The organism is Oceanobacillus rekensis, assembly GCF_002153375.1.
Taxonomy (GTDB): domain Bacteria; phylum Bacillota; class Bacilli; order Bacillales; family Amphibacillaceae; genus Oceanobacillus; species Oceanobacillus rekensis.
The window spans coordinates 261,517-284,987 of record NZ_MTBQ01000004.1; the positions used below are offsets into that span (position 1 = coordinate 261,517).

Genomic DNA, 23,471 nt, shown 5'->3' on the forward strand with positions numbered 1-23,471 from the left:
AAAGCATGCTCCAGATATGGAACATGCTTTTTACTGAGTACCTTTTGTAGGGTAATTATTATAATGCTTTTACTGCTTCGGAAATTGGAGTGTCACCTGACATTAGGTCAAATCCCTTCCGATAGGTGCTTTCTTCAGTTAAGGATGCAACAATCACCTTGGCGACGTCCTCACGTGGAATGGACCCTGCCTCGATATTTTCAGCAATCTTAACCTTATCTGTAGCTGGCTCATTCAATAACCCACCAGGTCTTACAATGGTATAATTCAGACTACTTGCAACCAGCGCTTTATCTGCAAAATGCTTAGCAACCATATAAGATTTAATCGGACTGTCTGCCCAACTTTCTCTATTATGTGCCTGGTATGCGCTAACCATTACAAAACGGTCTACTCCAGTCTTCTCAGCTGCTTCCATGGACTTAACAGCACCATCCAAATCAATTAATAATGTCTTATCAGCTCCAGTACTCCCGCCTGAGCCTGCTGTGAAGATAACTGCGTCGGCTCCGTTTACTGCCCCAGCTATTTCATCGACACTACCTTCCAGATTTGCCAATACTGCTTCAATTCCATTATTTTTCAGCGTTTCAATTTGTTCTTCTTTTCTTACCATTGCCTTTACCGTATGCTCATCACTATCTTGAAGTAAACGTACAAGATGTTTCCCTATTTGCCCATTCGCTCCGATTACAAGCACTTTCATTTCGACATCTCCCTTTTTACTTTAGATTTTTAACTTATTCCATTATTTCAAAAGCAAAGGCGATTATCAAAGAATGTGTTTACGAAGGAATCTACATAAATAGAAATACCATCATCGGTGCAATAATCGATACCGCTATAGCACTCAACACCATTGCAATCGTACTTACTGACCCTTCCAGTTGACTGGACTCCATTGCTTGTGCAGTACCAATTGCATGCGATGCACTTCCCATTCCAACACCACGTCCATAGACATGCTTAATGTTAAATAATTTAAATATAAATGGGCTCATGATAGCACCACCGATTCCAGCAATAACAACGAAAACCGCTGCAAGCGACATGACACCGCCAATCGAATCGGTAATAACCATAGAAACTGGTGTTGTTACCGATTTAGGAATCAGGGAATAGATGATATAATCCTCCACACCAGTCCAGATAGCAATAATCATACCCGAAAATACACCAACAATTGCACCAACGAGTGTTCCACCTAACACCGGGTAAATTAGTTGTTTAAGCAAGCGACGCTGCTGGTAAAGTGGGTATGCTAAAGCAACTACCGCCGGACCAAGCAGCTGATTGATCCACTCACCGCCAATCATATATGTATCATAAGGTATATCAAAAATAACCAGTCCAATAATAATTATTATAGAACCCATAAATACTGGCAATGTAATCGGAGAATCTATTCTTTTATGTAATTTCCATGTAAGTAGATAAACAGTCACAGTACCAACAATCGATATAATTCCAATAAACAAGCTATTCATGTGGTACTTCCCTCTTTCCCATCAACCATTGTGTGACCAACCCAGATACCACCATAACCATGGCTGTACTCAAGAGAACAATGAAAACGATTAGAAGACCTTTTCCAGAAAACAATTCAAAGTAATTGATTACTCCAACCGTTGCAGGAATGAAAAATAATGTTAAATGGTTTACGAAAATTTTCGTTCCTTCCTCAATCCATTTTATTTTTATTACATTAGATAACAGCAAGACGAAAAAGATCAACATGCCAATTACACTACCTGGAACGACCAAATTCCATGTTTGCTGAATCCAATCTCCAATTAAAAAGATGATATATAATACGACAATATGAATGAGGATTCTACTTATTCTAAGCATTACGGTGCACTCCAATATTTTTATGATTCACCTATTATAACAATTGCTGCCGAGTTTTACTTGTTTCTCACTTAAAAAATGCTCCCTGCCATTTGACAAGGAGCATTCATATCTATTTATCCAAACCTTCCAGAAATATAATCTTCTGTTCTTTTGTCTTCAGGAGTTGTAAAAAGTTTATTCGTATCATTAAATTCCACAACTTCACCATTGAGGAAGAAAGCTGTTTTATCAGAAATTCGAGCAGCTTGCTGCATGTTGTGGGTCACGATAATAATAGAGTACTCTTTTTTCAATTCCTGCATTAACTCTTCGATACGTAATGTTGACTTTGGATCCAGTGCAGATGTTGGCTCATCCATTAAAATAACGTTCGGCTCAATGGCTAAACAACGGGCAATACAAAGTCGTTGCTGCTGCCCACCAGATAAACCATAGGCATTTTCATTCAGTCGATCTTTCACTTCATCCCATATGGATGCACCACGAAGGCTCTTTTCGACAATTTCATCCAACACTTTTTTGTTCCGGATGCCATGAATCTTCGGGCCATACGTAATATTGTCATAAATAGACTTTGGAAAAGGGTTGGGCTTTTGAAAGACCATTCCGACATGTGTTCTAAGGTCTTCTACTTTAAAGGACTTGTCCAAAATATTTTTACCTTTATACGTAATCGTTCCAGTTGTACGAACAGATGGAACCAATTCCACCATACGATTTAATGTTTTAATATACGTCGACTTACCACAGCCAGATGGACCAATAATTGCTGTTACTTCTTTTTCATGAATGGACAGATTAATATCCTTTAATGCATGTGTTTGTCCATACCATAAGTTTAAATCATTTGTATCATAAACAATTTCATTTCCTATAGGTGAGTCATTATTTCCTTTTACATCAACTTTAACTTTTTTTCCATCATTTAAAGGACTCATTCATTTACACTCCTTCATGTTTATCACGGGTTGTACTTTGTTAGATACAATTCCTAATATCTTTGTTGAAATTTATTTCGAATAATGATGGCGATTGAGTTTAACAAAAACAAAAGTACTAGTAGGACAATAATTGTTGCGGCAGCTAAGTACGCATATTCTTGAACAAGGGAGGAGTCAAGTGTCCAGTAGTAAATTTGCATTGGCAGTGCAGTAAATGTATCAAATATGTTCCCAGGGAATGGTATTAGTAATGCAGGTATTCCCAATACTGTCAGTGGTGCAGTTTCCCCAATAGCTCGGGAAAGAGCTAAGATGGATCCTGTCAAAATACCTGGTATTGCAGCAGGTAGTATAATGCCTTTTACTGTTTGCCATTTGGTGGCACCCATTCCATAAGAAGCTTCACTTAAATGCTGTGGTACTGCACGAATGGCTTCCTGAGCAGCTACAATTACGATCGGCAATACAAGAAGCGAGAGCGTTAGTCCACCTGCAATAATTGCGTTCCCAAAATCCATAGCTCTCACAAAAATTGTTAACCCCAGCAAACCATATACAATCGAAGGCACACCTGCTAGATTGGAAATATTAGTTGCCACAAAGGACTGAAATTTCCCTTTTTTTGCATATAACTCCAAATAAATTGCAGTCCCAACTCCAATAAAAATAGTTACCGGAATTACAATAAGCATAAGCCAAGAAGTACCTAAAATAGCTCCCATAATTCCAGCACGATCCGCATTTGTTGATAATCTTCCTGTCAAAAAGTTCCAATCAATCCACGCAGCACCCTGTGAAATAACACGAATCAATAGGATGGCTAATACTACCAAACCAAACAGAGTTGCTGCTAAAAATAAATTCTTTAATACATTATTTTTAGTTACTCTGGAAGACATACGCTTTTGTACTTGTACATCATCTATATATTTCATTTTAATATTCCTCCCTAAATTTACGAGAGACATATCTTGCAAGTAAATTCATGATTAATGTAAAAACAAAAAGTGTCAATGCTACAGCATACAAGCTGTAATATATCGTCGATCCAGCAGGTGCATCCCCACCAGAGACTTCAACAATATATGCAGTCATTGTCTGCATAGATTGGGTTATGTCGAAAGTAAAGTTTTTGGAGCTCCCACTTGCAATCGTTACAATCATTGTTTCACCGATTGCACGTGAAATCCCAAGCACGAAGGAGGAAATAATTCCGGATAGTGCAGCAGGAATTACAACCCTGAATGTTGTTTCCAATTTTGTTGCTCCCAATGCCAGGGCACCCTCACGCATGGAGTTCGGCACAGCAGTCATAGCATCTTCAGAAAGGGATGCAATCATTGGAATAATCATAACCCCCATAACAATACCGGGGCTTAGTATATTAGTTGCTTCAACAGCCGGGAAAATCGATCTAATGACTGGTGTTACAAACGTAAACGCAAAAAATCCATAAACAATTGTAGGTATTCCAGCAAGTATTTCCAGTAATGGTTTAATCGTTCTTCTTACTTTATCTGAAGCATATTCACTTAAATAGATTGCAGACATTAATCCAATAGGCCCTGCTACAAGCATCGCTATAATTGATGAAATAACGGTTCCTGTTATCAAAGGCAAAATACCAAATTCAGGATTCTGACTCAATGGTTTGAGTACAGTTCCCGTAAAGAATTCCCAAATTGGGACAATTTTAAAGAATTCAATTGACTCAGCTAATAAAGTATAAATAATTCCTACTGTTGTCAGAATAGAAATAGATGCAATGATAATCAATATAGTAGGAATCATTTTTTCCGTTACATTGGAAAAATTCCTCTTTTTTTTCTTCTCTGCAATCATATCTCTGACATTAACAGCGTTTTTTTTGTTCAAATCGCTGTTTGTTGCCATTTTATGGAGCACCCCTTTCAGAGTATAAAAGTCACAACAAGATGAGAGCATACCTTAGGGCTCTCATCTTATTAGACTTCATTTTCAATTTTTACAAGTTATTATTTAAGACCTTCCAACTCTTCAACAAGTGCTTGTGCTTCTTCATCTGGGATTGGTGCAAAACCAGTTTCGCCAGCAAATTCATTCGTGCTGTTCATTACATAAATTGCATAATCAAGTACTTGTGCTTTTTCTTGAGCATTGTTCACGTTTAAGTAAGTGAATACCGGGCGAGTAAATCCAGCATAGTCGCCATCTTCTGCAATAGTATCAAGAGATGGTTCAACAGGACCGTCACCAAAGTCAATGCTTACAGCGTTAATGCTATCTTTGTTGCTGTCATAGTAACCGAAGCCGAAGAATCCGATTGAATTCGTATCTTCACCTACAAGTGTTACTAATGTTGAGTATTCTTGTTGTAAATCAATAGTTTCAACTAAATCTTGTTCTTCAAGAATATTTTCATAGAAGAATTCATACGTACCATGGTTTTCGTTTGGTCCGTAAGGTTGGATTTCTTCATCAGGCCATTCTGGATTGATTTCAGACCATTTCGTAACATTTCCAAGGAAAATATCTTTAACTTCTTGTTCAGTCAGTTCAGTTGCCCAGTCGTTTTCAGGATGTGTAACGATTGTTAAACCATCCAATGCAACTTTAAGTTCCATTACTTCGATACCAAGCTCGTCTGCTTTAGCTTGTTCTTCCTCTTTAATTACACGGGAAGCATCATTGAAGTCTGTTCCATCTTCCATAAGGAATTTTTCAAAACCAGCACTTGTACCAGCGCGGCTTACCTCTACAGATACACCTTGTTGCTCATTAAGCATATATTCTTCTGCAAGTCTAGCCATTAATGGATAAACTGTACCCGATCCATCAATTACAACACTTCCTTCTAACTCAGCTGACTCACTATCCGTTTCTTCTGAAGCCGTATCTTCGGTAGTTGTCTCCTCTGTTTCTGTCTCTGTTTCTGTTTCTTCTGTGTTCCCCTCGTCTGACCCGCCACATGCTACCAGTACTACCGCTAAGGCTGCAACTAGTAAAAACATTAAGTATTTTTTGAAATTCATCTTCAATTGTCCTCCCCTGATTGATTTCTATTATTTGGGCTGTGTTTTTGCCCTCAATTGATAGTATAGTAGGGAAATGTTAAGGAAGTATGTGTCGAATGTAAAGGTTTTGTAAATTTCTAGGGATTTAGTCGCCAATTTCTGTAATAAATATAAAAAAAACCGGCCTTTCAGCCGGTTTTCCCATTATGATTTTAAATAATTATTATTGCCTTGTTTGTTTCTAATGTTGCCTACAATAATTCTCTAAGCTTTATTTATTTCCCCCATTATCTGTGACCAACTCTCGTGCGAATCAGCTATATACCATCTATTATTTTCTGTCTTATCTATTTCTATCCCAAGTCCTCCTATAATAAACTTTAATCGAGGAATATTGGCAGAAAGTCCATCTATGTATCTCTGAATGAGCCTATCGTCCCTACTAGAAGTAGAGATCGCTACCATATCGATATCTTTATCCTTCAAAATTCCCCCCAGTCCTTCCAACGGTGTGTCCGCTCCTATGTATGTCACTGGATACCCGTTCTCCTTTAGAAATAAAGTGAACAAAAGAAGACCTAGTTGATGTTTCTCTCCTTGCGGGCATATTGCCATCACCTTTGGCAGATTTGCAGAAGGCTGGAAAATGCGAAAGAAACTCATTAATCGCTGCAGCACAATATTGGTTATCAAATGTTCCTGTACGACATGTAACTCATCCTTTTCCCATGCATCTCCAACCTTATACATTAACGGGGTAATAATTGAATAGAAAACTGTCCGATAATGGAATTGAGAAAAATATAAATCAAGTAAAAGGTGACATTTGGCTGCATCCAAATTCTGTACAGTCTGATACAGCTCATCTATTTGTACTTGGTAATTTCCTAATGCTGGGGAAACTGATTGTAAAGCATCAGCTGACTGTTCTTCTTTTAAGGAATGAAGTTGCTTTACAGCCTGACTTACTTTTATCCCATGTTCTTGAACCTGCTCTTTAATCCATTTTAAATCATTTATATTTTCTTTCGTATACTCACGGTGCCCAGAAGTAGCTCGTTCTGGTGTAATTGCCGCATAACGTGTTTCCCAAGAACGAATGGTTACTGTTGGCATATCCAATATTTTTGACACTGCTTTAATATTATACATTTGAGGTACCTCATTTATAATCACTGTACGTTATCTATAAAAAGTATAAATTATATGTTCATTTAAATCAAAAAGAGGGGATAATTTCCGCTCTGATTAACACTCAACTTTCGGTACCCTTCTGTCGAAAAACAAAATAGCGCATAAAGAAAAAACTGGCTGTTGAAGATAAAAACATTGCAACACTTTTGGCAATGTTATTTTGCACAAATGCCGGTATTGGGAAAGATCCTAGTAAAGCGATTCCACCAATAAATACTAAGTTGCTGATACCAAGGCTTACTAATGCCTGTAGACAGAAAAAAATTAGTTCCTTTTTATTCTTACTCGACTTTTTCCTGAATGTCAGATTGGCATTGCATAAATAACTATTTGTAACAGCTAACGTATAGGCAATTGTATTATATAAAATAAGTAATTGATTATCACTTGTAGGCCAAAAGAACAGAAGAAGGTTCAAAATCCCAATATCAATAAGTGCATTCATTCCCCCGATGGCGCTGAACTGCATTACCTGAAATGTAGTCTCTTTTTTATTTACCATATTAAATGACACCTGATTCTTAAAGTTTATTTTTTGCCTATCTTATCATAAACTTGCCCACTTCACTATCTAATTTGACAACTGCAGATAGCACAGGCTACTTTTCCCAAAATGGAGAAAAGGTGTGGATCAACGTAATGATCCACACCTTTTTCATTTTCTGTCCGTCAAATACTCATTCGGTGCTTCGCCACTTTTCGAGTTATGATTCTTAAACTGGCTTTTACGACCATTACGCTGCTCGCCGGAATTTTCATTTTCCTTAAACTGATTGTTATGCTTCTTATCGTTATTGCTCATTTATATGCCTCCTCCAACTTATTATCCTTAGTTTTGTCGAAGTGGGGCGAATTATGCGTTTTGTATCCTGTACGTAGAGAGTAGATCTTGATTTAACCACGATGAGAGAATACGTTCTAATGAATTTTAACTCCCTTTTTCGACAGAACATGAGACATAAAATTGTTGCAAGTGAACCAAACGGTGTTATCTTCAGAGCAAATTACATTCGTAAATATTACTGCTTTCCGAATAAATCCGCTTGTATCTGTTCACTTATATGTGTAATGGAAATTTATTAGAAAATAATTCTCCGGGTTATTCACCCCCAAATATAATCTCTATTCGATTGTATTTATGAAGGGTCGTATTTATTTTATTTATGAATAAATACACCAACTAATCACTATATATCAGGAGGAGATAGCCAATAAAATTTATTTAGACCCAAGTCATGGCGGAACAGATTCAGGTGCTTCAGCAAATGGATTAAAGGAGAAAAATGTTGTCTTAGATATCGCTTTAGGAATACGCGATATCTTATCCAGTGACTACGAGAATGTTAGTATCCGTATGAGCTGCACAGATGATAGTAATCAAAGTTTACGCCAACGAACTGATGAAGCAAACACATTCAGAGCTGATTATTTTCTATCCATCCATTGAAATGCCTGTAATTGTATAGCTGAGGGGGTATGAAGACTTCATTTATAACAGTTTAACTGAAGACTCAAAAACCAGAAAAATTCAGAATATCATGCATGAGGAATTCGTAAAGGTAAATCAGTTACGAAACCGCGGGAAAAGATGGCAAATTTTCATGTGTTACGCGAAACCACAATGCCTGCCTTTCTATCAGAAAATGGCTTTATCGATCACCCTGTTGATGCTGCATTGATGAAAAAGAACACATGGAAACAATGTGTTGCCGAGGGCCATGTAAATGGGTTGGCAAAGGCTTTTAATCTAAGGCGAAGAGGAAATGACATAGGTATAGATACAGGAAGTCTGTACAAGATTATCGCGAGTTCCTTTCAATTATAGAATAATGCTGATAACCGGGTATCTTTTCTACATTCAAAAGGGATTGATGCCTTTGCAGACCGTATAACTATTTCAGGAGTACATTCGTATCTTGTCCAGGCAGGTGCATTCACAAATAAGGAACAGGCAGAAATTCATTTACGGACAGTTAGGGATACGCGGGTAGAGTGATACATTATACAATAAGTAAGAGCGTAAAAAGGGGAGAACTTTCCTCCCCTTTTACTTTTTCCCCAATAACTCTTTCGTAAATGCAATATAATCTGTAAAATAACCATCTACACCCAAAAATTTTACCCGCTCTTGCTCATTTTTTTGTGTATCCAAGTCAGTAAAAAACACATGCACTTCTTTTCCATGTTTGTGTAATTCCTTTACAATTCTTCTTGTTACATCCGTTGATTCGATGCCTATAATTGGATAGTCGACAGATGTAGCCTTTTTCAGGTTGAATTTCCCTTTTCCAAAGAGAAATGTTAAAGGAATCTCAGGAGCCAATTCTTGAATTCTCTCCAAGCTTATTTGGGAGAATGATTGAATAGTAACTAATCCTTTAGAAATTAGCTCATGCTCATTTAACATCTCAATTAAAGGCTCTTCCATCACAGGCTTCCCGTCAACCAATCTTGTTTCAATATAATAATGTTCGGTAGCTGAAAAAACTTCCATAATTTCTTTTAATGTTGGAATTTCTTCTACAATAGTTTGATTACTAAAGACTTCCACTGACTGAAAATCCTTTATTTCGTTTAGTTTGTAATCAGAAACGGCCCCTGTCCCGGTTGTCGTACGATCAATCGACACATCGTGCATGGCGATAAGCTCTCCATCTTCAGTCATCCGAAGATCTATTTCAAGTGCATCAACACCATAGTTGGCAGCAATCTCGTAAGCCGGAATAGTACTTTCATTATATTGATCATTGGCACCACGATGGGCAATCACTTTTGGTGAATCAACCATCGGCGTTGCTGTATCGACTTCCCCCGGATTAAGCCAGATAATCAAGCCTATAACTAGAAAAAACAGGGAAGGGATGGTTATTATCTTAAACAAATGCCTTTCGCTCACTTTTGAAGAAGAGAGCCTTTTCCGGGAAATCAGTCATGATGGTATTAACTTTTAAATCTAATAATTGCTTCATTTCATCATTGCCATTGACCGTCCAAACACGTATCTTGTCATATAAATCTTTCCACTGATGGACATTGGTTAATACGAGGTTCTTCTCTATATGCAAGGCATCAATTTGAAGTTCATTTAGGTAGTCCTGCAGCAATGGTACAGATTGATTCAGAAGCCATGCAATCTCTGCTGCAGGATTCAATTCTTTTATACGCAAGATACTTGGTAGATGAAAGGAAGAATAGATTGTTTTGCGCCCATTTCCATACGATTCAACTAACGAGAGGATTTTCTCCTCTATTCCTTCATAATTGAATACATAGGTCTTTAATTCAATATTTAGTTCAATATTATATGGCTTCAGCAACTCGAGTACTTCCTTTAATGTAGGAACTTGCTCCACCGACCAGGAGGCACTATCAAACTTTGAAAAATGCTCATACTTATTACCACCAGCACTATATTGCTTAATTTCATTTAATGTAAGATCTTTAATAAAGCCAGTACCATCCGTGGTTCGGTCCAATGTTTCATCGTGAATGACAACAATTTCACCATCTTTTGTCATATGTACATCCAATTCAATACCATCCACACCTTGCCTGATAGCCTCATGAAACCCTAGCAATGTGTTTTCTGGATAATCCCCCATACTGCCGCGATGGCCATATACCTTCGTTTCCGTCATAGAAATCACTTCCCTTTCATTGTTATAGAAAATAGATATTATAAAGTTTTGACAGCAATTAACTTACACACATAAACAGCCACGTCCGATAAGTCAACATCGGTAAAAGAATAGGATGTTCGGTTAAAAACACGACGTCCTGTCGCAACACCGAACTGCCCTACGTCCTATAGGTCCCCGGTTTTCCTTATCTCCACCGGGTAAAGGATATGTCTATACGTCGCTAACCTAGCTTTAAGCTTTTGTTATAGAAAAGAGAATAAAACAGCAATGGCTGGATTATTCCCTTTTAACTATACTTCCTGTTATTCGCCTCTCGCTGCATTTGCCTGTTCAATTGCACCATTGAATTGGTCGACAGCAGTATTGTATGCTTCATCTAGATCTCCGCCATTGTAAACTGTTTCAAGTGCTGTTTCCATAATCTTACGCCCTTCAGGAATCATATCCATTAGTCCCCCTTGTGTTGCGTAAGATGGCTTTGTTGCTTGTAATTGATCAACAGTCACTTGTAACTGTGGCATTTCTTCATAAGCATCTTTTACAGTCTGCTCTTCATATGCTGCTGGATTGATTGCAAAGTATCCAGTTCCCACATGCCATTCTGCTTGAACTTCCGGAGTTTGTAAATACTTCATAAAATCCCATGCAGCCTGTTCTTCTGCTTCTGGTTTGCCATCGATCATCCAAAGACTTGCACCACCAATAACAACACCAGCACGTTCCTTCTCTTCAGGATGTGGTAAGAATCCAATACCGACTTCAAATGGCGCATTATCGATAACGTCTCTTGAGCTTGCAGATGATTGCAAGAACATGGATACATCACCAGCAAGGAAACCAGCCATCATATTATCACCATTTGTACCATAGTTAGCAAAAGTTCCATCATTAACCATATTCTCTACCCATGTAAAGATTGATTTTCCCTCTTCTTCTGTCCAGCCAATTTCAGTAGAAGTATCTGTACGTCCATTGTTATTGTTCAATAATAATGCACCTTGGTTTGCCAGTAATTGTTCATATAACCAACCATATGCCTGCAATGCAAAACCTTTCATATCCGGATTGGACTCAACAATCTTGGTGCTTGCCTCTTCTACTTCTTCAAACGTTTCAGGTGGTGCTTCTGGATCTAGACCTGCAGCTTCAAATGCATCTTTATTGTAGTACATGACAGGTGTAGAAGAGTTAAATGGCATAGAATAGAATGTATCATCTAATGAATAGTAGCTTACAATATTTTCTTCCAATCCACTCATATCATAGCCATCTGCATCAACAAATTCTTGAATTGGTACGATATTACCACTATTGATCATGGACATTGTTCCAATTTCAAATGTTTGAATCATTGTTGGTGCACTATCGGTACCTGCAACAGCATTAAACTTTGTTAAAGCTTCATCATATGTACCTTGATATTCGGCATTTACCTGAACAGCACCCTGTGACTGATTATACGAATCCACAATTGCTTCCAATGCTTCCTGTCCAGCTCCACCCATAGAATGCCAGAATGTTACAGTTTGTTTTTCACCATCTGCTTCACTAGATTCACTTGTTTCTTCTGACGACCCATTTGCTTCTGCACTTGAATCATCCTCTGATGCTTCACCTTCAGAACTACATGCAGCGATAAACAATACAAGACCTAACATAAGTAACGCGAGTAACTTCTTCATTCTTCTAACACTCCTTTTTATTTATGAATCTAGTTATTTTATCCCGGCAAGGCGGGAGCTTACACCAATTAAAAGAGATCCTTGTTACTTTAACGCACCTTCCGTTAGCCCTTTTTGCAGCTTTTTCTGACCAAGGAATAATAGAATCAGAGTTGGGATGACAACAATAATCGCGCCTGCCATGATGACACCCCAGTCATTCAACTGTTCCTGTGTCTGTAATTGTTTTAGCCCAATTTGTACGGTACGCACACTATCATTTGTTGTAGAAAGCAATGGCCATAAATACATATTCCAAGATGTTAGAAATCCATAGACACCAAGTGTGATCAGACTTGTTTTAGCGACTGGTAGTACAACTGTTAAGTAAAATTTGAAATCACCCATGCCAGCAATCTGACTTGCCTCTCTTAACTCTTTCGGAATTTGCCTAAAGTTTTGTCTCAGTAAAAACGTTCCGAATGCCATTGCAAAAAATGGTACAGACAGCCCTTGATATGTATCAATCCATCCCAAATCACGGATAATATGAAAGTTCGGGATAATCGATGCTTCAAATGGAACCATCATCGTAGCAATGAATAAGTAAAATAGTAGATCTCTTCCTTTAAACTCCAGAAACACAAAAGCATATGCAGCCAGGCTCGATAACAACAATTGTCCAATCATAATTATAATCGATATAAAAAAACTGTTAAATAAATATTTCAGTAATGGGAACTGACCAAATGCTTTTACATAATTATCAAAAGATAGTGATGTTGGAAGGCTTCCGGTCATAATATCTTTGTTTGACATAAAACTCATCATGAATGCCATGAGGGTTGGTGCAAATACAATTATTCCGGAAACAGCCAGTAATACATAAAAAATTATTTTCTTACTGATTGGCATTGTCACTGGTAATGAACCTTCCTTTCACCAAATTTAAATTGTAGCAATGTCATCAGTAAAATGATGATAAACAGGACTACTGCCTGGGCACTTGCAGATCCAAACTGATAATTCACAAATGCTTCCCTGTAAATGGAATATACAATTAGGTTTGTTGTATTCTGCGGTCCGCCTTGGGTCAAAATATCGATCTGCCCAAATGTTTGAAAGGCATTAATGATTGTGACCGTAACTACAAAGAACAATGTTGGAGACAACATCGGTATCGTAATACGTCTAAGTTTGTAGAAATAACCCGCACCATCGATATCTGCACTTTCATAGAGATAAGTATCAATGGACTGCAACCCACCAAGGAGAATCAAAAATGTAAATCCGATATTCATCCAGATTGTTGTCACCGACACAGCTATCAATGCCCATGTTGGATCTGTTAACCATCCAATATTTTCAAATCCTAGCGTACCTAAAATAACATTTAGCATCCCAATTGTTGGGTGAAACAGATACAGCCAGAACACGGATGCTGCTGCAACAGAAATTCCCATGGTCGATGAGTAGATTGTCCGAAAGAACCCAATTCCCTTTAATTTCTCGTTAGCAATAACCGCGAGAAATAAGCTTATAATTATGGTTACAGGTACCGTATATAGGACAAATAGAAAGGTTGATTGAATGCTTTGTATAAATATTGGCGAGCTAAACATATTGATAAAATTATCAAAACCAACAAAGACAGTCGTTACACCTTTTGCATCGGTAAGGAAAAAACTTAAATAGATCGTACGAAGTAGCGGATAGAACAAAAATATACTGAATAAAACAATGGAAGGAAGTAAAAACATCATTCCTTTCAAAAAGCTTTTTGTTCGCTGCTTCTTTTTGATTTGTTCAAAATCAAGTTGCTTCAACTCGGTTGTTCGCACTACTGCGTTGCTCATACTCATATGGCAGCAACCTCTTGCTTTCTGCCAACATTTGCAGATCTGATTAGCTCTCCTGTTTTTGTATCAAAAAAACAAAAATTTTCCATTGTAATATGTACTGGAACAGAGTCACCTACGTTAATATCCCATTGACCGGGCCACTTTGCCGTCCATAGTTCTAAGCCGATATCGAAGGCAATAGAAGTTTCATTCCCTAGATGCTCTACATTCACAACCTCAAGTTGATGTGTCTGCTTCTCATCTACACAAGGAAAAATATGCTCTGCCCTAATTCCAATCGTCAAGTTTTTATGTATAGATAAGATGTCTAAATACGTAGAATCAACATCAATCGCTAATTTTTCTTCGATCATTAACTGTCTTAAATCTGGTTTGTAAACAGCCTTTCCCAAATTCATTTTCGGGGACCCAATAAAGGATGCCACAAATAAATTTGCTGGCTCATTATAAAGTGTTATTGGCTTACCGACTTGCTGAATCTTCCCGTCATTTAACACCATTATTCGGTCACCCATTGTCATTGCTTCTACCTGGTCATGTGTTACATAGACCATTGTTAAACCTAGCCTTTTCTGAAGCCTGCGAATTTCCACCCGCATATGTGCACGTAATTTTGCATCCAGATTGGAAAGTGGCTCATCCATCAAACAAAGAGGTGCTTCACTGACGACAGATCTTGCGAGTGCGACTCGCTGTCTTTGACCACCAGATAGCTCTTTTGGTTTTCGTTTCAGCAGTTCATCCAACCCCATCATTTGTGCAGTTTCTACTAATCGCTTCCGCTGTTCCTTCTTATCTACCTTCTTTGCGTTTAAGCCAAAAAGAATATTTTGCTCAACCGATAAATGCGGATATAATGCATAGTTTTGAAAAACCATGGACAAATTTCTATCTTTTGGCGGGAGATGATTAACAACATTACTATTAATTTTTAATGTGCCTCCCGTAATCTCCTCAAGTCCTGCAATCATTCGAAGCAATGTGCTCTTTCCAGAACCCGAGGGCCCAACAAGAACGAAAAATTCCCCTTCTTCAATGGATAAATCTATTTCATTTAAGACACTCTTTTGTTTATCATACGACTTGGAAATACCTACTAACTCCACTTGGCTCATTTTCCTGTTCCTCCTTGCTTAAGCATTTCTATTAAAGCATATCTTTCTTTCAAAAAAGGATATTTTACTAAATCCTAACAATTATCTTATAGAAAATTAACAACATTTACGTTGTCTTAATACTTCCAAACTTAGAAATAAGGATATATCGGTGAATAAAAAATAGGAATTCCAGAGAGTTTCCCCTCTGAAATTCCTATTTCCATATTACGTTTAACTTTAAATTGCCAATTCTTTTGATGGCTTGCCCTTTTTATTCATTAGACGGATATCAGTTGGTTCAATTTCTAAAACAGTGAATTCTGGGTCTTCCGGTCCTTCAAAGTATAATTTCATATCGTCATTCCAAAGTTCCTTCTTCAGTTCATCAGAATTATTGAATGAAACTTTACCCTGATACTCCACATATTCGTCTCCAAATCCTTCCCCTTCATACCCAATTAGAATATGTGTATAAGGATTGTCCTCAATTTCATCTGTTTTATCAGTATTCTTGTTTGTTGCAGTGTAAAGTTTCAAATCTCTATGGAAAAACATCATATATCGGGAGTGGGGCTTATTCCCCTTCACAGTTGCCATTGTTCCGACTGGGCTTTCTTTAAAAATTTTTTCAACGGTCGATTTAATTTCTTCCTGACTCAAATTAACACACTCCTTTATATTCATATATATTTATTATTCCTTTTCTATGTAAAATTAAACAACAAGCACATAATGAAAAGAGTGGCTCATGTTTGAGCCACCCTTTTCATTATTAAGAAATAAAATTAATTGATACCTCTCATGAACTTTTTCAGTTTTGGAGAGATAATTAACAATATAATTCCAAGTAGTATGGCAAACCCACCGATTACCCCGAAGTATATTGCCTCCGTTTCTACCGAGTAAAAACGAACAACCTGTGCATTGATTGCCTGTGCTGAGACATTGGATGAATTCCAAAGACTCAGCATCTGGGCCGCGAATGCAGCTGGTGCAAGTTTCGTGGATGCGGATAAACCAACTGGTGTTAAGAGCAGTTCCCCAAGCACAACAAGGAAAAAGCTAAAAACAAGCCATAGCGGACTTACTAAGCTTTCCGTTCCATTGATTAATGCTGGGAAAATCATGACGATAAATGAAAGCCCTGCAAACATGAGACCAATGTAGAAAAATGGAAATGTTCATATGAAAGCCTTGGAAACACTATCTGGATTTTAAAATTTTTTATAAATAATTCCGTAACACACTACTTTATATTCTCCAAAATGTATGTGGAATTCGTAAAAATCTATGGTATAATAGACTAATCAATTTAATACCTGCTTTGCGGGAGAGGTTCTAGAACAACCCTCTATAAAAAACTAAAGAATCAGCTATATCTTTCTTTAGGATATAGTTTTTTATTTGCCTTTTTTTATATTACCTAGACTTATTTATAGAGAGAACTGTTCTGCTAAAATCCTCACACTTGCAGTAGGTGTTCCCATTGAAAAGCGATAAAAAGGAGCACGAACATGCGAATATTCTTTTATCTTATTGTAATTATTATTGCGAATGTTATTACGGCAAAGTTCGCCCCGTTACATCTCGGTGTATTCATTATTCCTTGGGGGTCATTTCTGATTGGTTTAACATTTATTTTACGGGATATGGTACAGAATAAATACGGCAAGCGAAACACATACCTGTTTATTGGTACTGCATTAATTCTATCTGCTATTTCCAGTTATTTGTTAGGCGATACATTATGGATCGTTTTTGCTAGCGCCATTAGCTTTCTAGTTTCCGAAACCGTTGATACCGAGATTTATTCCCGTGTCAAAAAATCGATGAGTGTCCGGGTATTATATAGTGGCACTGTTGGCGGAATATTGGATTCAACTATTTTTGTGATTATTGGTTTATCACCATTAGGTGCTGGAATGGTGCCATGGGAAGGTGTCTGGATGGCAATCCTGGGGCAGATTTTTATTAAAGTTATCATGCAATTTGTCGGTGTGCTTATCCTTCAATCATCAAAAACGATTCGCACAGAATTTGCAAGTTGACTAGAGAAAATAGAGATTCATTTCATTTAGGAATTCCCGCTTTTTTATATCTATTTGTGAATCTAGCTATTAATAAGGGACAGCTTATTAATAGCTGTCCCTACAGGTTTAATTATTAATATATTTCTTGAAAACTGCTCCAAAATCTTTTTGATGATAGTCTTTACGAGCTGATTCCATCCAGGAAAATCCAAACTCTGTCAGTTGCTTATATTGGGATGCAAGATCTGCTTCAGAAGTTCTTGAATTTTGCAGAACGGATACTGCTTTATCCAGACTCTGACCTGCCATATTAAGCATTACACTATTATCATGCATTTTTTCTGAAATATACAGCAATGCTTTATAAAGATCTTTCAGCTTGTCAATCTCCTCTTTATGAACATCAATACTAAAAACTTCGTTACCCAAAGAAAATTTAATCTCAATATCTCGGTCAATTTTTCCCGCTGTTTCAAGAAGAACATTTGAAATCGTATGCTGAGAATATGGATAGCGCTTCATCGTACGTTTGGAAGATGCTGCATTTTCACCGTCCACATGAATCAATGCCAAATTAGTAAAGCAATATTCATCTGCTTTCGTCATAATTAAAAAGTAAATTTCCTCATTGTCCTCATGTCTAACATAGTCATCTGCATCTGTTTTATCATAATCCTGTGGCTCAATAATCTTTCCAATGTCTGATAACCCTAATGCGTCGGAAGCTAGTTTTTTTAACATACTTTGTCTCCTTTAATGAGTAGATTAGATTAATGCATAAGTTAACATCCTTCTATGATTATATTCTATCATAATCTCAATATCGAAATATATTATCATAGCTTAGATATAATAATTATCTTAAAAACCCCAATCCAAGAGCAATACAATGCTTTCCCGGACTGGGGTTTTATATATTCACTATATTAACAAAATTGATCTGACTTTTTTGGATTATTCAGTCCAAATAAAGGTCTTATAAACAACGCCAAACCGGTTCCAAGTAATGCCATTATTCCCCAGACCCATCCATGAAGACTGAATGACGCAATCCCACCAAAGTAGGCACCAATATTACAGCCAAATGCTAAACGTGACCCATAACCCATTAGAAGGCCACCAACAACTGCTGCTCCAGCAACTCCTGGTTTAATTTTCTTAGGTTTGAAAGCCCCTTGTGCTGTTGCTGCGATAAAAGCTCCAAGTATAATACCGAAATTCATGACACTTGTTGAATCAGCCAATACCGATTGCGACAATGCTTCACCTGCTGCACCTGAAAAGTAACCCCATGTCGTAACGTCAACACCAACCGATTGAAGTGCCTTACCGCCCCACAAAGCAAATGCAGATGTAATTCCCCACGGTTGGCCTCTGACAGTCAGTGTCAAAGCATTTAAGATTGCTAGAATAATACCCGCAGTAAAGAGCGGCCATGAACCTCTGAAAACCTTCTTCCAACCACTCGTAGTCGGAAGTGGTTTCATTGAAGGGGGATTTTTCCGTTTGGCAATCTTAACAGTTATTCCATAGATTACCGCAAATAATGCCATCTGAACGAGCCAGCCACCAAAAAAACCGAAACCTGTGGATTCTGCCAACGAAATTGGAGGTAAAGCGGGTGTACCCATCCAAAATGTAAAATGATATGCTCCAATGGTTGATCCGATAATAAAAGCAATCAGCGTTAATATCATTGAGGATGAACCACCACCGAAATTATACAATGTACCTGATGCACACCCATTACCGAGCTGCATCCCTATTCCAAAAATAAAGGAACCGAAAATGACACTCAATCCTACAGGAGATACATATCCAGAAGGTGATACTCCCGTAAAACTAAAACCTGTTCCAAGTATAATTGCAAATAATGTTGTTGCTACTGCAAGCATCACCATATGTGCCTGAAGACCTTGTACATTCCCTACGGATGCAAGCCTGCGAAAGGCTGAAGTAAATCCGAATCTGGCATGAAGTAATGTAGCACCTAGTGCAATTCCAATAATATATAAAACACCTTGAACCCAACCTGCCACAGCAATCGTCGCAATTAATAATGCTATTGCTATAATAACCCCCACTGTCATGAGTGGTTTTTGCATTGGGTTGAGATCCGTTATAACGGTTGTCGGTTTGAAATTAAAACGTTTTTCTTTAACAAAAGTTTGTTCCATTCTCTGAAGACCCCCTTAACCAATTTACTTGGTTGGATTTATATTATATTACTCCAGATTAATTAAAATGTAAAGTATGCATTTTTCAGATGCCACGGGAAAAGCTAACTATAATTGCTGTATAAAGGAGGTGCCGAATGGATAATACAAATGAATTTATCAAGAAATTCAATGATACGAAGAAAAAGGACCTACAAAATAAAAAACGCCAAGGTAATGGTGATCCAGCAAAAAAATTGCCGAATAAAAGGCATTAACTAACAGTTGAATACTATAAAATAATAAAATTTATAAAGTCCATGGAGGTTATCCTATGAACACTCAAAGAGCGGAAGAAATCGTACAATCGCCTAACTTAGTAACGGTAATGTACAATGGGGAACAAATATACATCCAGCATGTTGACGAACAAAAACAACTTGCGCGTATTTATCCATTGGACGACCCTCAGAATGAATTCGATGTACAAATAGAAAACCTGATTGAGCAGTAACTGTATATAACTTAGGTAGATAGGAAACCATCATGATAACGCCCGCCATGGTGGTTTCCTATCAACTAAAAAAGGCTGCCACTAGGACAACCTTTAACCTCTTATATTATCGTAATGATTTAAATGCACCAGTCCAGGAAATAAGCTGATCAAGCATGAGATTTGCATTATCTTTATGATAATCAGCAGGTTTGAATTCGCTCATGTTTTCGAAATCAGCCATTAGTGAGAATGTTAGTGCTGTACGTACGTCTGCTACTTGAAGTTCACCTAAGATTAGACGAAGGTTTTCATGTGCACGAGCACCACCTAAACTGCCATATCCTACAAATGAAGCTGCTTTGTTAGCCACTTCAGGTTTTAAATAGTCTAGTGCATTTTTCAATGCCCCACCAATTGCGTGATTATATTCTGGTGTTATAAAAATATACCCATCAAAAGAAGCCATTTTTTCTGACCAAGCTTTGATTACTGTTTCTGATCCAACTTGATTTGCTTCCGTTAGTTCTTCCCCAAGCATTGGTAGGTCGTATTTCGCAAGGTCAACTACTTCATATGCCACGTCATCATTACGCTTTATTGCAAAATTATATACCCATTTAGCAACTTCTTCCCCATTGCGTCCCTCGCGTACACTGCCTTGAACGATAGCTATTTTTAATTTTTCCTTTTTGACTACTGTTTCTTCTTTATGTTTATTTGATTTACCAAATAATTTATCTAAAAAACCCATGTAGAGTACCACCTTTTTTTATTAATTAAAAGGGCAGTTTCCCAACTAACAACGGTGAATTATCGCAATTGTTACGGGGTAAACTGCCCTCGAAAGCCGGGTTAAAGAAAAATATTTTGTTTATTTCTTCTCACAGCTATTTTTATACCAAGTATTCCTTACCTTGTAGGCATAACTTTTCTTATCTAATCTTATCGTACTGTTTTTAAAGCGCCGCTCCAAGCGATTACTTGGTCAAGCATTTCATTCGCATTCGCTTCATGGAAATCAGCCGGTTTGAATTCGCTCATGTTAACAAAATCAGTCATTAATGAGAATGTTACTGCTGTACGTACATCTGCAACTTGTAATTCTCCAAGGATTAGGCGAAGGTTTTCGTGTGCACGAGTTCCACCTAAGCTGCCATATCCAACAAAACCAGCTGCTTTATTATTTAATTCTGGATTCAAGTAGTCAAGTGCATTTTTAAATGCTCCACCTACTGCATGGTTGTATTCTGGTGCAATAAAGATATAACCGTCAAATGAAGCTATTTTATCAGACCATGCTTTGATTGCTGTTTCAGCTTCTGCTTGTTGCGCTTCAGGAAGTGCAGCACCAAGGAATGGCAATTTATAATCAACCAAGTCTACGATTTCATATTCTACATCATCATTTCGTTTTGTTGCGAAATCGTAAGTCCATTTTGCAACTGCTTCCCCATTACGTCCTTGACGAACACTACCTAAAACAATACCTATTTTTAACATATAATTTCCTCCTATTTTCAATACCGTTACTTTTAATTAAAGTATATTTAATTAATTAAACTATAACACCTTTTTTCGGTTATTGCAATACATTTAATTCTTTTTTATTATAAAGTTATAAATAGTAACCGACAAATTTTAGCCGGGCACCATAGTTGCATCTATGCAGTAACAGTAACAAAGCAGCTATAATTTATTAACTGCTTAAAAGTCACCCTTTATCAGTGCAAGAAAAAACAGAATTTCTACTTAGTCGGAGAGAAATCCTGCATGATATATTAAAAGGGATATGCTGATTCTTTTGCCTTCTTTATTTCGATTGCTGCCTTTAAGGAATAGACTGTATCCTCTGCTAGTCTGTCGAGTCTGAAGATAATCTCATCATCAACGATTTCTTTTAGGTGATAATGCGTTTCTTCAATAAATACATATTTCGGAACAACTATAGCAAGCATATATGTTAATATCGGTTTCAATTGCTGTTCAACAACTAAGTAATGCATCGCTGATCCAGCCGTTGAAACGATTCCGACTACTTTATCGCGGAAGGCATCCATCGGCAGTAAATCAAACAAGTTCTTCAATGTTCCTGGTATGGAAGCCTGAAATGTAGGCGTACCAATAATAAACCCGTCAGCAGCCATTATTTTTTCCAAAATAGTTTTGGTATCACCTGTATAATCACGGTAATCCCTACCATCACTGAAAACCAATTGATATCCTTTCATATCAATAAGTTCCACTTCAACATCTGAAAACTGCTCCTTGATTTTATCTAACACCCGCTCCACGGCTATCCGGGTTTTTGAACCAACAATGGAACCGGAAATTCCTATTATCTTCAATGTTAACCCTCCTCGAAAAAACTATTTATTGTGATCGTTATATATCCTTCAAAACATTCCAATCACATTATACCGATTCAATTTATTGAAATACAAAATAATGCCTGCAAATACATCATTTCCATATAAGTACTTATTCCATTATACTTCGGGTTACGTTGAATTGTTCTTATGGATGTAAATCTTAAAGGCCTCTCTTCTTTCGGTCTGGCTATTTTCGTATAGATTGTTGTTATCTACCCCGAAAGTCGATATAAATGCGAACTAACTGCTATCTATTTTAAATTTTAAAAACTAATAACTGCATTAGTGATTGTTATAAAAATCTCTTCATTTAGCTTCACCAGTCCGGGTGAACGGAGGGCAGTGACTCCTGCGGGAACAGCACGTGTCCGAAAACCCGAAGAGTGGTTTTCTCTTCGGGGCTGAGGCCGTGCCCTAAGGTGCGCATCCGCCCAGAGTGATCCCGGACGGTCGCAAAAACACAATTATTGGAAATCAGCCAGCGGTTACGCCACTTTTTTTGATGTTGTGGATAGAAGATAGAAATCTTCGCACTTTATAGAAATTGCGAGGTAAAAAAGCTACAAGTCTTTTGATGGTATGAGCAGCGCGTAGTCCCAAGGTTTAATCAAAAAGCTTCAGTAAAACAAAAAAACCCGAAGCTTATGCTTGGGGATTCTTGATTTCGAATGTTTCTATAACATTTATACTTCCTTTGACAGATTGCACCATGGAACAGTTTTTTGTTGATAGTTCGAGCGCTTTTGTCACTTTTTCTTCGGAAAGGTCATTACCAAAAATAGTAAAGTGCAATTTAATCTCTTCCACACGATCAGCTGCGTCCGGGTTTCTTTTTACATCAGCAGCTATTTTGATATCATCAAATTCAATACGCATTTTAGTAAGAACCTTCTTCAAAACCCCACCACTGCAACCTGCGACAGATGACACTAAAAGCGCATAAGGTCTAAAACCAAATTCATCATTGCTGGAAATCGTTAGTTTCCCAAAATCAAATTCAGACTCAAAGCCATTCTCATGCATCGTAAATTCCATCTTTATCCCAACCCTTTTATTAGTTTTCATAAGTATAACGAAAATGAGAGCTAAAGCGCAAGCGCCCGGTTTGCGACGTATGAACTGAACTGTAGGTGATAAAGGAAACTCTTTTGGAGCGTAGCGAAACGATGTTGAATTA

At 37.4% G+C, this 23,471-nt stretch carries 26 protein-coding genes, 3 pseudogenes and 1 riboswitch; of the genes and pseudogenes, 5 read left to right on the forward strand and 24 right to left on the reverse strand.

Annotated features, from left to right (window positions below; all coding sequences use genetic code 11):
* Positions 1-58 precede the first annotated feature (58 nt).
* From BV906_RS12005 to BV906_RS19495, 10 genes are all read right to left on the reverse strand, one after another.
* The gene (locus BV906_RS12005) at positions 59-706 is read right to left on the reverse strand and encodes an SDR family oxidoreductase (RefSeq protein WP_087973775.1); all 648 of its coding nucleotides are present in this window, start codon (positions 704-706) and stop codon (positions 59-61) included.
* A 91-nt stretch (positions 707-797) separates the two neighbouring features.
* Positions 798-1,487, reverse strand: coding sequence for an LrgB family protein (locus BV906_RS12010; protein WP_087973776.1), 690 nt, complete (start codon positions 1,485-1,487; stop codon positions 798-800).
* Entirely contained in the window at positions 1,480-1,851 is a 372-nt protein-coding gene (locus BV906_RS12015) for a CidA/LrgA family protein (RefSeq protein WP_087973777.1), read from the reverse strand. Before BV906_RS12015 ends, BV906_RS12010 begins: the two co-directional genes overlap by 8 nt.
* A 116-nt stretch (positions 1,852-1,967) precedes the next feature.
* Positions 1,968-2,792 (reverse strand): phosphate ABC transporter ATP-binding protein PstB, encoded by an 825-nt coding sequence (pstB, locus tag BV906_RS12020; protein ID WP_087973778.1) that lies wholly within the window; start codon positions 2,790-2,792, stop codon positions 1,968-1,970.
* A 53-nt stretch (positions 2,793-2,845) separates the two neighbouring features.
* A complete protein-coding gene (gene pstA, locus BV906_RS12025; protein ID WP_087973779.1) occupies positions 2,846-3,730 on the reverse strand; it encodes a phosphate ABC transporter permease PstA in 885 nt (294 codons plus the stop codon).
* A gap of 1 nt (position 3,731) precedes the next feature.
* On the reverse strand, positions 3,732-4,688 hold the full coding sequence (gene pstC, locus BV906_RS12030) for a phosphate ABC transporter permease subunit PstC (protein WP_087973780.1): 957 nt from the start codon (positions 4,686-4,688) through the stop codon (positions 3,732-3,734).
* Between the two features lie 101 nt (positions 4,689-4,789).
* The gene (locus BV906_RS12035; RefSeq protein WP_087973781.1) at positions 4,790-5,806 is read right to left on the reverse strand and encodes a PstS family phosphate ABC transporter substrate-binding protein; all 1,017 of its coding nucleotides are present in this window, start codon (positions 5,804-5,806) and stop codon (positions 4,790-4,792) included.
* 246 nt (positions 5,807-6,052) lie between these two features.
* Complete coding sequence (locus BV906_RS12040; RefSeq protein WP_087973782.1) at positions 6,053-6,940, reverse strand: MerR family transcriptional regulator; 888 nt, start codon at positions 6,938-6,940, stop codon at positions 6,053-6,055.
* Between the two features lie 103 nt (positions 6,941-7,043).
* Complete coding sequence (locus BV906_RS12045) at positions 7,044-7,484, reverse strand: GtrA family protein (RefSeq protein ID WP_087973783.1); 441 nt, start codon at positions 7,482-7,484, stop codon at positions 7,044-7,046.
* Positions 7,485-7,637: 153 nt separating this feature from the next.
* Positions 7,638-7,784 carry a hypothetical protein gene (locus BV906_RS19495; RefSeq protein ID WP_176330338.1) on the reverse strand — a complete coding sequence of 49 codons (147 nt, stop codon included), beginning with the start codon at positions 7,782-7,784 and terminating at the stop codon, positions 7,638-7,640.
* Positions 7,785-8,198: 414 nt separating this feature from the next.
* On the opposite strand from BV906_RS19495, the pseudogene BV906_RS12050 reads away from it, so the two are divergent.
* Positions 8,199-8,807 (forward strand): annotated as a pseudogene (locus BV906_RS12050) (N-acetylmuramoyl-L-alanine amidase family protein).
* A 15-nt stretch (positions 8,808-8,822) separates the two neighbouring features.
* Positions 8,823-8,978: pseudogene (locus BV906_RS19895) on the forward strand (SPOR domain-containing protein); the annotation flags it as partial.
* A gap of 51 nt (positions 8,979-9,029) precedes the next feature.
* On the opposite strand, the gene BV906_RS12055 reads toward BV906_RS19895, so the two are convergent.
* From BV906_RS12055 to BV906_RS12090, 8 genes and pseudogenes are all read right to left on the reverse strand, one after another.
* Positions 9,030-9,863 (reverse strand): glycerophosphodiester phosphodiesterase, encoded by an 834-nt coding sequence (locus BV906_RS12055; protein WP_087973784.1) that lies wholly within the window; start codon positions 9,861-9,863, stop codon positions 9,030-9,032.
* Positions 9,856-10,620 carry a glycerophosphodiester phosphodiesterase gene (locus BV906_RS12060; protein ID WP_087973785.1) on the reverse strand — a complete coding sequence of 255 codons (765 nt, stop codon included), beginning with the start codon at positions 10,618-10,620 and terminating at the stop codon, positions 9,856-9,858. Before BV906_RS12060 ends, BV906_RS12055 begins: the two co-directional genes overlap by 8 nt.
* 305 nt (positions 10,621-10,925) lie before the next feature.
* Complete coding sequence (locus BV906_RS12065) at positions 10,926-12,305, reverse strand: ABC transporter substrate-binding protein (RefSeq protein WP_087973786.1); 1,380 nt, start codon at positions 12,303-12,305, stop codon at positions 10,926-10,928.
* Positions 12,306-12,389: 84 nt separating this feature from the next.
* A complete protein-coding gene (locus BV906_RS12070) occupies positions 12,390-13,199 on the reverse strand; it encodes a carbohydrate ABC transporter permease (RefSeq protein WP_087974075.1) in 810 nt (269 codons plus the stop codon).
* 2 nt (positions 13,200-13,201) lie between these two features.
* Positions 13,202-14,146 (reverse strand): carbohydrate ABC transporter permease, encoded by a 945-nt coding sequence (locus BV906_RS12075; RefSeq protein ID WP_425435194.1) that lies wholly within the window; start codon positions 14,144-14,146, stop codon positions 13,202-13,204.
* Entirely contained in the window at positions 14,143-15,261 is a 1,119-nt protein-coding gene (locus BV906_RS12080) for an ABC transporter ATP-binding protein (protein WP_087973787.1), read from the reverse strand. The genes BV906_RS12075 and BV906_RS12080 overlap by 4 nt, the downstream gene beginning before the upstream one ends.
* 219 nt (positions 15,262-15,480) lie before the next feature.
* Positions 15,481-15,903: a pyridoxamine 5'-phosphate oxidase family protein gene (locus BV906_RS12085; protein WP_087973788.1), complete on the reverse strand. Its 423-nt coding sequence runs from the start codon at positions 15,901-15,903 to the stop codon at positions 15,481-15,483.
* 125 nt (positions 15,904-16,028) lie between these two features.
* A pseudogene (locus tag BV906_RS12090) lies at positions 16,029-16,412 on the reverse strand (POT-type proton-dependent oligopeptide transporter); the annotation flags it as partial.
* Positions 16,413-16,569: 157 nt separating this feature from the next.
* Positions 16,570-16,614: riboswitch (PreQ1 riboswitch) on the forward strand.
* Between the two features lie 143 nt (positions 16,615-16,757).
* On the opposite strand from BV906_RS12090, the gene BV906_RS12095 reads away from it, so the two are divergent.
* On the forward strand, positions 16,758-17,291 hold the full coding sequence (locus BV906_RS12095) for a VUT family protein (RefSeq protein ID WP_087973789.1): 534 nt from the start codon (positions 16,758-16,760) through the stop codon (positions 17,289-17,291).
* 108 nt (positions 17,292-17,399) lie between these two features.
* On the opposite strand, the gene BV906_RS12100 is transcribed toward BV906_RS12095, so the two are convergent.
* Positions 17,400-18,014: a PH domain-containing protein gene (locus tag BV906_RS12100; protein ID WP_087973790.1), complete on the reverse strand. Its 615-nt coding sequence runs from the start codon at positions 18,012-18,014 to the stop codon at positions 17,400-17,402.
* A gap of 185 nt (positions 18,015-18,199) precedes the next feature.
* A complete protein-coding gene (locus BV906_RS12105; protein WP_087973791.1) occupies positions 18,200-19,450 on the reverse strand; it encodes a YeeE/YedE family protein in 1,251 nt (416 codons plus the stop codon).
* Between the two features lie 137 nt (positions 19,451-19,587).
* On the opposite strand from BV906_RS12105, the gene BV906_RS12110 reads away from it, so the two are divergent.
* Together BV906_RS12110 and BV906_RS12115 are read left to right on the forward strand one after the other, a co-directional pair.
* Positions 19,588-19,707, forward strand: coding sequence for a DUF4023 domain-containing protein (locus BV906_RS12110; protein ID WP_087973792.1), 120 nt, complete (start codon positions 19,588-19,590; stop codon positions 19,705-19,707).
* 56 nt (positions 19,708-19,763) lie between these two features.
* Positions 19,764-19,943, forward strand: a complete 180-nt coding sequence (locus BV906_RS12115; protein WP_087973793.1) for an H-type small acid-soluble spore protein — start codon at positions 19,764-19,766, stop codon at positions 19,941-19,943.
* Positions 19,944-20,049: 106 nt separating this feature from the next.
* Here BV906_RS12115 and BV906_RS12120 read toward each other — a convergent pair whose 3' ends face one another.
* The 4 genes from BV906_RS12120 to BV906_RS12135 form a co-directional block, all read right to left on the reverse strand.
* Entirely contained in the window at positions 20,050-20,676 is a 627-nt protein-coding gene (locus BV906_RS12120) for an NADPH-dependent FMN reductase (RefSeq protein ID WP_087973794.1), read from the reverse strand.
* 191 nt (positions 20,677-20,867) lie between these two features.
* Positions 20,868-21,425 (reverse strand): NADPH-dependent FMN reductase, encoded by a 558-nt coding sequence (locus tag BV906_RS12125; protein WP_087973795.1) that lies wholly within the window; start codon positions 21,423-21,425, stop codon positions 20,868-20,870.
* A 278-nt stretch (positions 21,426-21,703) separates the two neighbouring features.
* Positions 21,704-22,270: an NADPH-dependent FMN reductase gene (locus BV906_RS12130; protein WP_087973796.1), complete on the reverse strand. Its 567-nt coding sequence runs from the start codon at positions 22,268-22,270 to the stop codon at positions 21,704-21,706.
* 666 nt (positions 22,271-22,936) lie between these two features.
* Positions 22,937-23,329 (reverse strand): OsmC family protein, encoded by a 393-nt coding sequence (locus BV906_RS12135; protein ID WP_087973798.1) that lies wholly within the window; start codon positions 23,327-23,329, stop codon positions 22,937-22,939.
* Positions 23,330-23,471: the final 142 nt, after the last annotated feature.